Annotated in this window: 9 protein-coding genes; 4 read left to right on the top strand and 5 right to left on the bottom strand. The window is 62.5% G+C overall.

What is annotated here, in order from left to right:
• Positions 1 to 12 precede the first annotated feature (12 nt).
• From ASF09_RS02030 to ASF09_RS02020, 3 genes are read left to right on the top strand one after another with little or no spacing between them, the layout of a single operon-like run.
• The gene (locus ASF09_RS02030) at positions 13 to 2,745 is read left to right on the top strand and encodes a type I restriction endonuclease subunit R (RefSeq protein ID WP_060524181.1); all 2,733 of its coding nucleotides are present in this window, start codon (positions 13 to 15) and stop codon (positions 2,743 to 2,745) included.
• A gap of 15 nt (positions 2,746 to 2,760) precedes the next feature.
• Entirely contained in the window at positions 2,761 to 4,176 is a 1,416-nt protein-coding gene (locus ASF09_RS02025; protein ID WP_156359132.1) for a restriction endonuclease subunit S, read from the top strand.
• Positions 4,173 to 5,627: a class I SAM-dependent DNA methyltransferase gene (locus ASF09_RS02020; RefSeq protein WP_060524177.1), complete on the top strand. Its 1,455-nt coding sequence runs from the start codon at positions 4,173 to 4,175 to the stop codon at positions 5,625 to 5,627. Before ASF09_RS02025 ends, ASF09_RS02020 begins: the two co-directional genes overlap by 4 nt.
• An 80-nt stretch (positions 5,628 to 5,707) precedes the next feature.
• Here ASF09_RS02020 and ASF09_RS02015 read toward each other — a convergent pair whose 3' ends face one another.
• The 5 genes from ASF09_RS02015 to ASF09_RS01995 form a co-directional block, all read right to left on the bottom strand.
• Positions 5,708 to 7,003 (bottom strand): McrC family protein, encoded by a 1,296-nt coding sequence (locus tag ASF09_RS02015; RefSeq protein WP_060524176.1) that lies wholly within the window; start codon positions 7,001 to 7,003, stop codon positions 5,708 to 5,710.
• The gene (locus ASF09_RS20830; protein ID WP_156359131.1) at positions 7,000 to 9,603 is read right to left on the bottom strand and encodes an AAA family ATPase; all 2,604 of its coding nucleotides are present in this window, start codon (positions 9,601 to 9,603) and stop codon (positions 7,000 to 7,002) included. The genes ASF09_RS02015 and ASF09_RS20830 overlap by 4 nt, the downstream gene beginning before the upstream one ends.
• A 484-nt stretch (positions 9,604 to 10,087) precedes the next feature.
• Positions 10,088 to 11,680: a sensor histidine kinase gene (locus ASF09_RS02005; RefSeq protein ID WP_235529509.1), complete on the bottom strand. Its 1,593-nt coding sequence runs from the start codon at positions 11,678 to 11,680 to the stop codon at positions 10,088 to 10,090.
• Positions 11,665 to 12,372, bottom strand: a complete 708-nt coding sequence (locus ASF09_RS02000) for a response regulator transcription factor (protein ID WP_060524905.1) — start codon at positions 12,370 to 12,372, stop codon at positions 11,665 to 11,667. The genes ASF09_RS02005 and ASF09_RS02000 overlap by 16 nt, the downstream gene beginning before the upstream one ends.
• Before the next feature lie 11 nt (positions 12,373 to 12,383).
• Complete coding sequence (locus ASF09_RS01995; protein ID WP_060524173.1) at positions 12,384 to 13,985, bottom strand: DUF4153 domain-containing protein; 1,602 nt, start codon at positions 13,983 to 13,985, stop codon at positions 12,384 to 12,386.
• Between the two features lie 296 nt (positions 13,986 to 14,281).
• Here ASF09_RS01995 and ASF09_RS01990 point away from each other — a divergent pair, with 296 nt between their 5' ends.
• Positions 14,282 to 14,914 carry an OB-fold-containig protein gene (locus tag ASF09_RS01990; RefSeq protein WP_060524171.1) on the top strand — a complete coding sequence of 211 codons (633 nt, stop codon included), beginning with the start codon at positions 14,282 to 14,284 and terminating at the stop codon, positions 14,912 to 14,914.
• Positions 14,915 to 14,924: the final 10 nt, after the last annotated feature.

The raw sequence follows: 14,924 nt of genomic DNA, 5'->3' as shown, positions 1-14,924 counted from the left end.
CAGGACCGGAACGTGAACAGCACGCCAGAAGCACGGGCCCGCGCGGTCATCGACGGGCAACTCGCGGCGGCGGGATGGGTGGTGCAGGACCGCGCCGAAATGAACCGTCTCGCCGCGCCGGGAGTCGCGGTGCGCGAGTTCCGCCTGGCGACCGGGCCCTGCGACTATCTCCTGATCGTCGCGGGCAAGGCGTGCGGCGTGATCGAGGCCAAGCCGGCGGGCACGACGTTGTCGGGCGTGACCGAGCAAGCCCGGGGCTATCAGCCGCAGCCGCAGCAGATACTGGCGGCCTGGAGCACACCGTTTCGCTTCGATTATCAGGCGACTGGGACCGAGATCCTGTTCTCGGATCGCGTCGACCCCCTTCACCGCTCGCGTCGGGTCTTTGCCTTCCACCGGCCGGAAACGCTGCACGAGTGGCTGAAGTCGGGATCGTCGCTGCGTGCGCGCCTCGTCGACATGCCGCCGCTGATCACCACGAACCTGCGCGACTGCCAAGCCGAGGCGATCGAAGGGCTGGAGGCGTCGCTCGGCAGCGACCGGCCGCGCGCATTCGTGCGGATGGCGACGGGTGCGGGCAAGACCTTCACCGCCGCCACGCTCGCCTATCGCCTGCTCGCGCACGCCGATGCCCGGCGCATCCTGTTCCTGGTCGATCGCAACAACCTCGGGCGGCAGGCGCTCAAGGAGTTCCAGACGTATCGCCCGCCGGGCACTGGGCGGCTGTTCACCGAACTCTACAACGTCCAGCGTCTTGGCGCGGCGGGACTCGACACCCCCGCGAAGGTCGTTATCTCGACCATCCAGCGCGTCTTTGCGCAGCTGACCGGCACCGACCTGTCCGAGGAGGACGAGGAAGCCAGCGATTTCGAACGCAGCTGGACCCCGCCGCCCAAGACCGTGACCTACAGCGCCACGCTTCCGCCCGAGACGTTCGACATAGTCGTGGTCGATGAATGCCACCGCTCGATCTATGGCAGCTGGCGCCAGTTGCTCGACTATTTCGACGCGCAGATCATCGGGCTGACCGCCACGCCGACCGTGCAGACCGCCGCGTTCTTCGACGAGAATCTGGTCGCCGACTATCCGTACGAACGGTCCATCGCTGACGACGTCAACGTGCCGTTCGACATCTACCGCATTCGCACGCAGATCGGCGAACATGGCGGGCGCGTTGAAAAGGGCTACACGCTCCCCGTCCGCGATCGTCATACCCGTGCGCAGACTTACCGCCTGCTCGACGACGACCTGACCTATACGCCGCAGGATCTCGATCGCAGCGTGATCGCGCAGAACCAGATCCGCACCGTGCTGGAGACCTACCGCGACACGCTGTTTACCGAACTCTTCCCAAGCCGCACTGAAGTCCCCAAGACGCTGATCTTCGCCAAGGACGACAATCACGCCGAGGAGATCGTCCGCATCGTCCGCGAAGTGTTCGACCAAGGCAATGATTTCGCCAAGAAGATCACCTACAAGGTCGGCGCGAAATATGCGGAAGAGGTGATCGCGGCGTTCCGCAACGCCTACAATCCGCGCATCGCCGTCACCGTCGACATGATCGCCACCGGCACCGACGTAAAGGCGATCGAGGCGCTGATCTTCCTGCGCGACGTGCGCTCTGCGGTGTATTTCGAGCAGATGCGCGGGCGCGGCGTGCGGACGATCGATGCACCGACGCTCGCGACAATCACGCCCGACGCGCGCGTCAAGGACCGGTTCGTGCTGATCGACGCGGTCGGCGTCACCGACAGCCTGAAAACGCAGGCGATCCCGTTGGAGCGCGAGCCCGCTGTCGCGTTCGACAAGCTCCTCGAACAGATCGCCAGCGGCCGCAGCGACGAGCCCGCCGTCGCGACGCTCGCCGGTCGCCTCGCCCGGCTCAACCGCAAGCTCGACGACGCCGGCAAGGCACGGATCGAGGCGATCGCCGGCAAGCCCCTGACGGCGCTGGCGGGCGAGCTGGTCGACGCGATCGATGCCGGCGCGATCGAGGATGCCGCGCGCCAGCGGCACGGCGCTACCGTCACCGACGCCGAGATCGAAGCCGTCGCCACCGAACGGCGCGAGGCGGCGCTGGCCGCCTATAACGATCCGGCGCTGCGCCGCGTGCTGATCGAGTTGAAAAAGGCGTCGGAGGTGGTCATCGACGACATCAGCCGCGACGTCGTCATCTCGTCCGCATGGGACGCGGGGCAGGCGACGACGATGACGACCGACTTCGGCCGCTTTCTCGACGAGCATCGCGATCGACTGACCGCGCTGCGCATCCTATACGGCCTGCCCGCCGCGACGAAGCGGCTGACCTATGACAGCCTGGTGGATCTGCGCGACGCGATGATGCGACCGCCATGGTTGCTCGAGCCGCTAGCGCTGTGGAGCGCCTATCGCCGGTTGAGCGCTGACAAGGTGCGCGCCAACCCGGCGAAGACGCTGACCGACATCGTCGCGCTGGTGCGCTTCGCCATGGGGGCGAGCGAGACGCTGGCGCCGCTGTCGTCGGACATGGCGGGGCGGTTCAACCTGTGGCTGGGCCGCGAACAGCGCGCCGGGCGCGTCTATTCGCAGGAACAGCTCGGCTGGCTGGAGGCGATCCGTGACTATCTCGCCGCCAACATCGAGCTGACCACCGCCGACATCCAGGACCAGTTCGGCGCGCGCGGCAGCATCCTCGGCGCACGCAGGGCTTTCGGTCCGCGACTCGATGTTCTACTCGACGACCTTCAGGACGCGCTGGTGGCGTAAGTGGGGGCGCGGAAGATGGCTAAACGGGTGGCGGCTACGGGGCCCGTCGATGGGCCTTGGACGTTGCCGGACGGTTGGCGGTGGGAGCGGCTTGGGTCGATAGGTCGCTGGGGCAGCGGCGGCACGCCTAAAGCTAAGTCGCCCGAATACTATGGGGGTGGTATCCCCTGGTATAAAATCGGTGATCTAACCAATGGTATCTTAAGGGGTTCCGCCGATACGATAACGCAGGCGGGTCTTAAGGCATCCTCAGCCAAATGGGTGCCCGCCGACGCACTCTTGATCGCGATGTATGGATCTATCGGTAAGCTAGGTCTAACCACCGAGCCAGTAACCACAAATCAGGCGATAGCGTTCTGCATCCCGGATACTATACATGTAAATCTCAGGTATCTCTTCTACTTCTTGCTGTTTCGCCGATACCATCTGCTGTCGTTGGGCCAAGGTGGAACACAACAGAATATTAGCCAGACCATTCTTCTCGACGAGCCGATCGCTTTGCCCAAGGTTGACGAGCAAACGCGCATTGTTGCCCGCATCGACGAACTGTTCGCCGAGGTCGACGATGGTGAAGCGGCGCTGACGCGAGCGCGCGACGATTTAGCAACGTGGCGCAAGGCGCTGCTCAAGGCTGCCGTCACCGGGGAACTGACGGCCGATTGGCGTGCTGCCAACCTACCCGCCGAGTCGGGCGCCAACCTTTCGGTCCGTATCCTCGCAGACCGTGCGAGCGTAGCGGCAACGCGTCTTGGAAAGCGGCGTGATAAGGCGCCGGAAGACGTCACACCTTCGCAGCAACGCCTTATGTGGGCCGCTCCAGACGGCTGGACTTGGATGCAGCTCGGAACGTTTTCCTTCGTCACCAAGCTTGCGGGCTTCGAATATACGAAGTTCGTTCAATATGATGATGACGGTGACCTTCGGGTCATCAAGGCGGAGAATGCTGGCCTGCAAGGGTTCAAGAAGACCCAATATTCTCGCATAAAATCGTCCTCTGTCACCGAACTAACACGATCTCGCCTGCATGGCGGTGAATTACTTATGGTGTTTGTAGGCGCTGGAACCGGGAACGTCGCAATCGTGCCGGATGGTGAAGAGTTCTTCCTCGGTCCAAACATCGGTATGATGCGGGTTGAAACTGACATTGTTTCACCCCGTTACGTGGAGCTCTTCCTGCGGTCGCCGGTCGGCAAGGCGCTGGCCACTGCGGCGATGAAAGCTGTAGCGCAACCATCACTTTCTATGGGGACGATACGTCAGATACCTATCTTGCTGCCGCCGGCGGCCGAACAGGAAGAAATACTGCGGCGCTTGGAACACGCGCTCCTGGCTACGACGGATTGCGTAACAGATATTCGCGATCAACAGACCTACGCCGCCACCCTCCGCCAATCCATCCTCGCCGCCGCCTTCCGTGGAGACCTCGCATGAACGAACAGGCACTTGTCGCGAAGGTCTGGAACTATGCGCACGTCCTGCGGGACGACGGCGTGTCGTACGGCGACTATCTCGGCCAGATCAGCTTTCTGCTGTTCCTCAAGATGGACAAGGAGCGCGCCGAGGCGCTGGGCGAGGCGTCCGCGCTGCCCGCCGACGCCAATTGGGACACGCTCGCCGGCAAGGCGGGCGAGAGCCTCGAGGTGACCTATCGGGGCATCCTCGAAAAACTGTCGAAGCGCACCGACATCGTCGGTACTCTGTTCCTCAAGGCCGAGAACAAGATCGGTGACCCCGCCAAGCTCCAGCGGCTGGTCACGCTGATCGGGGCCGAGACGTGGATGGGCATGAACGTCGACGTGAAGGGCACGATCTACGAGGGGCTGCTCGAACGCAACGCGGGCGAGGTGAAGTCCGGTGCGGGCCAGTATTTCACGCCGCGCCCGCTGATCGAGGTGATCACTCAGCTCGTCGATCCCGAACCCGACGACACCGTGCACGATCCCGCGGTCGGCACCGGCGGCTTCCTGCTCGCCGCCTATGATCACATGAAGGCGAAGGCCAAGGCGCAGGACAAGCGCGTCGCCAAGGCGCTGCGCGAGGACAAGCTGTCGGGCACCGACATCGTCGCCGAAGTGGTGCGGCTCTGCGCGATGAACCTGTATCTGCACGGCATTGGTGGCGCGACGTCGCCGGTGCAGCAGAAGGACGCGCTGCTCGATCGCGGCGACAAGGCGTTCGACGTCATCCTGACCAACCCGCCCTTCGGCAAGCGCCAGTCGTTCCGCATCGTCCGCGAGGATGGCGGAATCGAGAGCGAGCGACAGGATTACGTCCGCGACGACTTCACCGTCACCACCGGCAACAAGCAGCTTAATTTCCTCCAGCACATCATGTCGATCCTGAAGGTCAACGGCAGCGCGGCGGTTGTCATGCCCGACAACGTGTTGTTCGAAGGCGGCGCAGGCGAGGCGTTGCGCAAGCGGCTGCTAGAGGAGTTCGACTTCCACACGCTGCTGCGCCTGCCGACCGGCATCTTCTACAGCGCGGGGGTGAAGGCCAACGTGCTGTTCTTCGATCGCGCGACGCCCGGCACCGGGATCGCGACCAAGGATCTGTGGGTGTATGATCTGCGCACCAACCAGCGCTTTACGCTGCGCGAACGCCCGTTGAAGCGCGCCGACCTCAACGATTTCGTCACCAGCTACGGCTCGAAATACGGACGGGCCAAGCGCGTGGAGACGGAACGCTTCCACCGCTACGGCTATGACGAACTGGCCAAGCGCGACAAGCTGAACCTCGACCTGTTCTGGCTGAAGGACGCCAGCGCGACCGACCCGGACACGCTGCCCCCGCCCGCGGAGATCGCAGCGGAGATCGTCGACAGCCTCGAGACGGCGCTGGAGAAGTTCCGCTTGGTAGCGTCGAAGCTGGCCGGGGGGTAGGCGACTAGCTGTTGCCGCGAATGCAGCCAAATGGATTTGGTAGCGATTGCGTTGTATTGGATGAAGCCCGGGTTCGGGCTTTAATTGCCAATATCCAATGCCGTTAGCGCGGCAGCGACCTGCCGTCCCGCTTCACGTCCACTTCGTGCGACGTCGACGGTTACGATGCTCAGGGTGTCGCTGCCGCCGCGCACCGCATAGCGCTGTGGTTCGTCGTCGGCATCAATTTCTGAATGCCACGGGTATAATAAAATCAGGTTCGAACAGTCGTAAAGCCTGCCGTAGGCGATCATTTGATAGACGTCGACTTGCGATACACCTTGCTTCGCGTCGTCGATGCGAGGGCTCAACCGTTTCCACTTTGTATCAATAATCGCGACGACGACTTCGCCGCGCTTAATCAGGATGTCAGGACGCGTTTGAAAACGGTCTTTCCCCAGCCGCCCATCACCATCCAATTCGGTGAGACAAAAGCGTAAGCCGCCTTGAGCCACGACACGCAGACCGGTTCCGAGCAGCTCCCTGGCCAAGACGCGTGCAATGTAGGCTTCAAATAGCACATGCATCTCGAAGAGTAGCGCGGTGCCTTCCTCCTTGCCTGCGCTGGTCGTCTGGAAGCGATCGCCGAGCAGCAAGCGGGCAAGATCAATAAGGGGGCGCCACCGTCGATCGCTACGATCGAGATGAAGCTGGCTCCAAGGCAAACTGCGCCGCCCTATGGAGGCAACGTCATCATAGGCGAAGGCCAACTCGCCGAGCCGGCGTTGCGTCTCTGCCCCGCGGGCCAACGCCCGAAGACGCGTTACAGCAGCTTTCATAATTCGGTTGAGGGGGATGTCTCGTGACAGCTCGTCGTAGCGACAGGCAAGACGTGTCGGATCCGTCGCCAGTGCGGTGAACTGTCGCATGATCGCGAGCCGTCCCCGTAGTGTTGGAAGATCTTCCTCTCGCTGCTGATAGCGGCGCGGTAGTCCAGCGCGCGCTGCGTCGATCAGCCGATCTGCGAACAGCCTGATTAGGCGTTCGAGAAGTGTATCATTCTGTTCGCCGAGCGCCGCCGCCGCGCCTGTCGCCACTGGTAGGTCATATACTTCAGCAAGCATGTGAACGAGCCGGTCCCGAACGCCGGCATCGCTTTCGACGCCATCGATCTTCGGTAAGATCTCCAGCTGGCAATCACCGGCTGAGATAAGTCCGACGACTTGTCGTGTAGCGATTTGCGAACCGGCATGAACGAGTATGCGCGTTCCCTCTTCGCCGCCAAGATCGGAAGCGCGCGCAGCAGCAAGGAGAGCGTCGGCACGGGTAGGCGTGAGGTGCCCTTCGCCAATCCTGACACGCTCCCATTCCCGTAGACGAATAAGGTGGCGGGTCATGCGTTCAGGAGTGGTAGATCAAAGGCCGGCCGGATCGTCCAACGCCACCGTTCGTCGCGCTGATCCTCAACGCCAGGCGGGGGGGCTAGAATCTTTCGCGTTAGGAAACGCCCTTGGCCCGTCTTTACGGCCTCTCCGTCGCCGAGTGCCTGAGCGACCTTCTCCCAATCCTCGTAAAAATACTCTTGAAGCAGCGGAATGACCTTACGGCGCAAAACAAGGTCCACATCGTTTCTCGTGATACAGGGCATAAAAAAGGCGTGGCCTATCTGATGCTCGCGATCATGGAGATACTCGATCCGGTCGTTTATTGCACCGAGCAGGGCGACGAGATCTATACCGGTTCGCTTGGCAGCTTCCGCGAGCTTTTCCGGTTCTGGCATCAACTCCTTGAAATCGAACCGACGCCGAAGTGCCGTGTCGAGCAGCGCGATCGAGCGATCGGCCGTGTTCATCGTGCCCAAGATATGAAGGTTTGCTGGCACGCCGAAGTCGCCTGGCGAATAAGGCAGCTTTACGGTCAATGCATTGGGTCGACCCAGCCGTTTGTCGGGCTCTATCAGCGTGATCAGCTCACCAAAAACTTTGGAGATGTTCGCGCGGTTGATCTCGTCGATCACTAGCACAAACTGATCCGGCGTTCGGTTGTCAGACCCATCATCCGCCCTACCCAAGAGCCGTTCGAGGGCAGCGTGCCGAATGCGCGTGTCGTCGATCTCATACAACGTCCGCATCGTAAACTTGCCGTCGATGATCAGATCTAGAGGAAGTGGCTCGTCGAGCGTAAGTAGCCACTGTACCTGCCGGCGCTGGCTATAAGTACCGAGATCGCTTCGTTCGAAATAATATTCACCAGTGACCTGGCCAATCGCGCGGAATGCGGTGTTGCCATACGGAACGACGACAATGTCTCCGTTTTGCATGGCGTTTCGAAAGGTCCAGGTTTGTCCGGTCTGGCTCGGCTGCTGATCGTCGGGGTGCTGATCGGCGGCAAAGTGCACCTGCCATTCGTCTCTCATCGCGTCGAGACTTGTGAAACGAGGATCGCTCCAATCGAGATCGCCGCCCCAGCCAAGGGCTACGAACCTGCCGTCTATACACGCTTGGTAGACATCATTTTCAGTGCCAATTGCACCAAGCCCCATTTTCCAAAAGCGTCGGCCGGCCAGATTTCCATCGGCAACGCTATGGTGTTCGCATGCACGCTTGCGCGCCTGCTCCGCCAAAGTGGCGATTTCGCGAAAACGTCCTGGCCGGACATCGAGCCGGAAACCTGGCCCTCCCTCAGCAGCCTCACCCCCCGACGGGGGACGTAGGCCCTCTACGAAATCCTCATATGCATAGGATTGATGGAAGGTGACGAACGCAATCTGCCCGGTGCCGACGAGACGCTCATACTCCATCATGAGTGCAGCCCGCGCTACTGGATCGCTGTCGTCCATCTCCATGCCCGTGCACAATCGAACCGCTTCACGCGCGGTGGCGTAGGTCTTCCCGGTGCCGGGCGGGCCATAAAGGATTAGATTTGTCGGATCTGGAGACCACGCAACGGATGCTTCAGCCAGAAGGAACCGAAAGCTCGTTGCGGAACTCATCGGTTTGCCGATCCGATTGGGGGGAGCAAGGGCGGCCATTTCGAGGAATTTGCGTCCTTCAAGAGCCTGACAGATGTTTGGCCATCCGTCCTTTAGGCCGAGTGCTTCGTTTACTGCGCGCACCCCGATAGTCACCGAGGCATCGCCCCGCGCTCTCGCCGGTTCGATAAACTCTTCCAGTGCATGTCGCCGGATACGATCGGCATCGCTCCCGCCAGAAGACAGCCGATCGCGCCAATATGGTCGCGCGAGATACCAAGCGTAATCTTGCTCCTCCCGATCTAACAAAAAGGCGATCAGTCTTATGGAGTGTTCATTTTCCGGGAGGCGCCACACCGTCTCGTTATTGGTATAGAAAAACCAAGTCCGGGGCTCCGAAATTTCATCCCAATCCACGGCAACCGATAGTCCATCATTCCGGTTCTGGGTTATCGTGCCCATAGCTCGGATGACCATCGAAGAAACGCCCGCACCGTTGGTTTCAAACGGTGGTTCGACCGAGCGCGACCGGTAATCCCGCATCACGATTCGATCACCAGGCTGCATCTCTCGAACTTTCTGGCTGTAGCGGCCTTCGTATACGAGCGACCATTCCCCTCTCTCAATAAAGCCAGCGAGTCCATCTTCGTCTCCGTGGCGAGCCGTAACGAGCCACACAGCTTCTTTCTGTGCATCTTCAGCATCGGGAACCGCAGGCTTGCCAGCAGCAAAGTCCCGGTAATTACGCAGCGCCGCCGCCATGCCCGTCAACCGACTTGACGGATTGCGCGATCCGCTCGGCAGGAGAATGGGCAGTGGTTCTCCGAGCGAGAGCGTCCGGCCTAGCGTTTGAAGCCGATTAAGAGCGCCTGCCAATTCGTCCGCAGCGAAAGCATCGTCGAGATCGTTAGAAGCGTATCCCAGCGTTGTTAGCGCGCGTTCGATCCGCGTAGCTAACGAACGACGGAGTGTCACTGTGGAGATGCCTTTAAGGCCCAGCCACTCCCCAAATGCTTCACGCTTCACGTTCGATGTCTCCTAGTTCTAGCATTCCGCTGTGGTGGCAGCCGTCACGGCAAACAGGGTCTGGATGCGTGGATACGAGATGGTGTCCGCAACAATGGCAACAGATAGAGCCCTAATGCGATAGGGCAGGTGTCATCACCATGTCCTGATAGCGCCAACCGGCCCCTGGTTATATCAGGGTACATTCCGGGCTCTGGTCGAACCGTGATCATAGCAGTGATCGTCGCGTGCCTCGTTCGTAGGCACGCACGACTAGTCGCGGCGGTGTCGAGGCGTGCCGAGTCCTGGTACGGCGCTGGTATCGCAGATGCGTCGATCTTGGCGCTTTGATGCTTATAATGCCGACAATATCCCACGGTTTTCTGCGGTTTTTGTCAAAAACTGTCGCATTCGTAATGCGGAAATAAGGTGATCGATTCTCCTAAGAACCACGCCAAAATTAGTTTGGATGATCGGCTTGCGGCGAATCTACTCTCGTCGTTCACTAATTCGCCAAGGGAAGACGGACAACGAAGGTAGTTAGCTCGCTATCCAATATGCTTAGACTGCCCTTTTGAACTTCAATTAGAGACCGAGATATTGCAAGTCCCAAACCGGTGCCGCCTGAATCTCGCTTCGTTGTGAAGAAAGGCTCGAACAGCCGCCCCCGATCGGCGATTGGAACGCCGGGTCCGTCGTCACTCACTCGAACCTCGAAGTGAGTATCCGTGCTAGACAATTGGATCGTCACGGATCGGGCACCAGCCTGCCTACTGTTTTCCAGTAGCGTCCCGAGGACGGCTTCCAGGGTCGTTGCTGGTACAGTTACAACAGGCAGGACGTCCAAGCGTATGATTTCTATCGAAAAACCGGTCGTTCGCCAAGCAGCGGCAACCCGCATGATGACCTGTGTTGCATCGGTTCTTTCTTCGCCCCGCTCAGCCATGTCGGCGCGTGCGAGATCGAGCAGCCGCGTGACCAGCAACGCGAGACGGCGGGCGTCTGCATCGGCGTTAGCTAGGAAGCGACGTCGGTCTTCCGCGGCCATGTCCGGGTGATCTTGAAGTAATTCCACTGCGCCGCGGATGCCGGCGAGCGGGGTCTTGAACTCGTGGCTGACCGCGTGGGCGAAGTCGCGCAGATAGCGCGAACGACGCTCGATCGCCGCCGCCATCACCGCGAAATCGGCGTAGAGACCCTGGATTTCGATCGCCGCGGTCGGTGGCGGATCGGGGACCCGACCGCGGCCGCTCGCGACGGCGCGCGTCGCCGCGCCGAGCTGTTCGATCGGGCGCGTGACGCCGCGGGAGATGATGCCGCTCAGCACCACGAGCATCCCGAAGATCGCGGCGATGCCAAGTGCTATCTTGCCGCGATCTTCGTACAGGCCCCTGAACAGCGCGCGCGCCGACCGGGACAGCAGGAGCACGCCGACCACGCGGTCGCCGACGAGGATCGGGCGCGCGTAATGGACGCGGATCGCTGCGGCTCGGGACAGCCATTCGAAGCGGTACGTCGCGCGGTATGCCCCGTTGCGGCGGAGCACGGTCGTGGCGCGCCCAGCAAGTGCAACGGCAACTTCGGGGAGAGCGGCGTAGCTGCCGACGGCCGAACTCCCGACGACGATGCTGCCGTTGCGATCGAGGAGGATGATCGAGGCCAGCGTGGCGGACCGGGTCGCGTCCATGATCGGCGAAAGCCGCGCGGCAACGACCACCGCATCGGGCGATGGTCTCGTACCGACCGCAACCGGTGGCCGCTCCGCGCGGATCGGCGTCGTGCTGAGGTCGATACCGGATGCGGGCGCCTGTGCGCTATAGGGGGTGTCGTCGCCTGCAACCTCGCGAGGCGCAACCCGACCCGGCGGTGCGGCAGGCCAGAGTGCCGCCGCCGTCGCGGACAGCGCCGCGCCCTGCGCGACCAGTTCCGCCTCGGTCTGGCGGACGAGCGTGTTCTCGTAGACGCGCAGGAAGACCGCGCCGAAGCCGGGTAGCGCGGCGACTAGGAACAATGTCGCGAACAGGATCGTCCGCAATCGCAACCGGGGCCAGTGGCGTTTCGCCCAGTCCTTGACCCTGCCGATCACGCGCCCGTGCACGATCCGAGACGATAGCCGATCCCGGCGCGCGTCTCGATCAGGTCATCGGCGCCAGCTTTCGCGAACTTGCCGCGTAGGTTGCGGATGTGGCTGTCGATCGTCCGGTCGGTAACCGCGAAACCGGGACCATGCAGCCGGTCGATGATCGCGTCGCGGCTGAATACCCGACCCGGCATCGACGCGAGCAGCCGGAGGATCTGGAACTCGGTAACGGTTAGCGCGATCTCGACCTCGCCCCAGAGCGCGCGCCAGCCTTCCAGGTCAAGCCGCAACCGACCGTGCGACAGATCGCGCCCGTCCTCGGTGTTCGGTGCCCGTGCGGACGTGCGGCGCAGGATCGCCATGACCCGCGCTACCACCTCGCGCGGCGAAAACGGCTTTACCACATAGTCGTCGGCGCCGAGTTCGATGCCGAGTACCCGGTCGATCTCGTCGTCGCGGCTCGACAGGAAGAGGATCGGTATGTCCGCCCTGCCCTCACCACCACGAAGGCGTCGACACACCTCCAGCCCGTCCATCCGCGGCATGTTGATGTCGAGCACAACAAGGTCGGGCGCATGCGTCTCGACAAGCGCCAGCGCGGCTTCGCCGTCCGCCGCCTCGATCGCGCCGAGCCCGGCCTTGTCGAACGCGAACACGAGCAACTGGCGAATATGAGGATCGTCATCGACAACCAGGATAGTGCGGGGCATCGGGCACAGGATCATTGTTGCGCACCCGGCGTCAACGGCTTTGGTGCCGACGTGGTAGGCGCGGGCGTCTGCGGCGCTGGAGCGGACGGCGGCGCTGACCGGACCTCCACCTTCGGCGGCAGCAGGATCAGCCCGTCGCAGTTCCGTCCGTCCGGCGCGGACCGCAAACGCGGCGCATTGGTACCGAACATCTCCCGGACGGTCGCAAGCCGCCTTGCGTTGCGCAGCGTCCAGCGGCGCCAATCGGCCTGCCCGTCCGCAGTTTCGGTCTGACTTTCCCACCGCAGATACGCCAGCCGGTCGCGCAGATCGGGCTGTTTCGCATGCTGCTCCAGCATCGCCAGCGAGACCAGCGACGATGACCCGAGCCGCGCCATATAACAGAGGTCCAGCGGCGGTCCCGCCTTACCTCTGGCGAGCGTCGTGCGCACATTCCACGCCGCTGCGGTCGCACCAAGATCGACGACGCTCGCCCCCGCCAAGACCGTGACAGCCGCCAGCGCATTGGCGTTGATCAGCCACGAAGCCGACTTGCCTGCCAGCAATCGCCAGCCGATCAGCGCCAGCCCCGTCGCTACCAGCCCCATCCAAGCCAGCGCGGACAGTCGCAATACCGTCATCCCGTAGGCGTCGACATAATCGAGCGTTCGCAATGCACTCGACGCCACCAGCAGCAGGTTCTGCACGATCCACACCGTCACCAGCCGCCGCACCAGCGGGCTCGCCGCAGCGGCACTGCACGGACGTAATGCCAGCAGCACGAACACCGCGGCGAGCAATGCGGTCACGATCAACGAATACGCACCACGATGCGCATAGTCCGCCATCGTCACACCCGCAGGCAGTCCTGCGCCGCTCCAAAGGAACACGATGTCGAGCGCATTCTCGACTGCGAAAATCACATTGAACGTCACGAGCGACAGGATCAGCGTGCCCACACCCGGCTCGAACGCCATGCTGATCGAGCAATCGTCAAAACGCGATGCCCGCGTCGTGGGCGGACCTGGCCGCAAGCTTGCCCAGATCGTAACCAGCACACAGAGCCCGAACAGCGTCCGCCAGGTCACCGCCCACAAATCCGGCAACACGATCTGCGAAAACGCCTGACCGATCAGCGGATTGGCGCTCGCGAACAGCGCAAGGAAAACCACGCCGCCCACCAAGGGCAACGCAACGACAGCCCCGATCGCGCGGATGCCGCCGGAGGATGGCCCTCGACGCTGGCGGACCATCGACAGCCGCGCAACATCCTTCAGCGGCGCAACGACGGCGGACATCGCATGCCAGCCGAGCCTGCGCGCCCAAGCGAGCGCATCGTCGAACCCGTGACGCGGCAGGAGTGCGGCTAGCGATACCGCCGCCCAGAACAGAACCCAGCCGAGGACGCTTGGATCGTCGAGGAGCACCACCGCCAGTCCGACGCAGGCAACCAACGCCAGTCGCGCCGATCGGTCATTCCAGATCGCCCGTCGCGTCAGGAACAGGGCGGTGATCCAGGCGAACGCGAACCCGCCAAGAACGGCGCCATTGCCATCGTCGATCAGTATCTCCGCGAGGACGATCAGCGCCAGGGCAGCGCAGATCTTGCCCACCAGACTTCCATGACGATTCATCTTCGCACTCCCCGATTGTCGAGGATCGGCTTTGCCGTGGTTCTGTGATCGACCGATCGCGAGGTCCGTGCGCGATCCGTTCGCTTGTCGTGCAGATCCTGTGCAGAGGATGAATCCAAACCCGGCCGGTTTCCCTTGGCCCGCGTTGCGAATGCCTCGGCGTAGGGCTAGCCTTGCTCCGGGGAGTATCGACACATGGCGTGCAAAGACCGGATCGGTCGGCGTTTCGCAACGAAGCGTTATCGTCTGTCCGCTACCCAGTTGCCGATGCAGAACCCGAACCAGCACTACGGCCTATGTTCACGATCTTCCTGACGCCCGCCTACGTACCCTTCGCGATTGCGTTCGTCGTGATGATCGGGATCGGGCTGATCGAGGCGATCGGACTGGGACTTGGTCATCTCGACCTTCACGCCGATATGCATGCCGAAGCCGATGGCGGCGGCGTGCTCGACTGGCTCGGGCTGGGCCATGAACTTCCGATCCTGATCTGGCTGACCTCGCTCCTTGGCTGCTTCACGCTGGCTGGCATCGCCATCCAGCAGGGCGCGACCGCGATGACCGGCGGCCCGCTGCACTGGGGCCTCGCCTCGGGTGGCGCGCTGATCATTGGCAGCCTGCTCAACACGCTGGCCGCCAACGGCCTCGCCCGGATCATGCCCGGCTTCGAGACCAGCGTGATCTCGACCGACGACTTCCTCCGCCGCCGCGGCACCATCCTCGAAGGCACCGCCCGACGCGGATCGCCGGCCCGCGCGAAGATCGTCGACCAGCACGGCCAGGCGCATTTCATCATGGTCGAGCCGCACGACGATGCCGACGCCATCGCCGCCGGCGAGACCGCGCTGATCGTCCGCCGCGACGGCAAACTCTTCTACGCACTGCCCGACGCCAACGCGCTTCTGCAGTCGATCCGACCACAATCATAACCGGGGAGGG

The sequence above is a fragment of the Sphingomonas sp. Leaf242 genome, assembly GCF_001422045.1.
Classification (GTDB): domain Bacteria; phylum Pseudomonadota; class Alphaproteobacteria; order Sphingomonadales; family Sphingomonadaceae; genus Sphingomonas.
The sequence above is the reverse complement of the archived record's forward strand: the minus strand, read 5'-3'. Positions and strand labels throughout refer to the sequence as shown.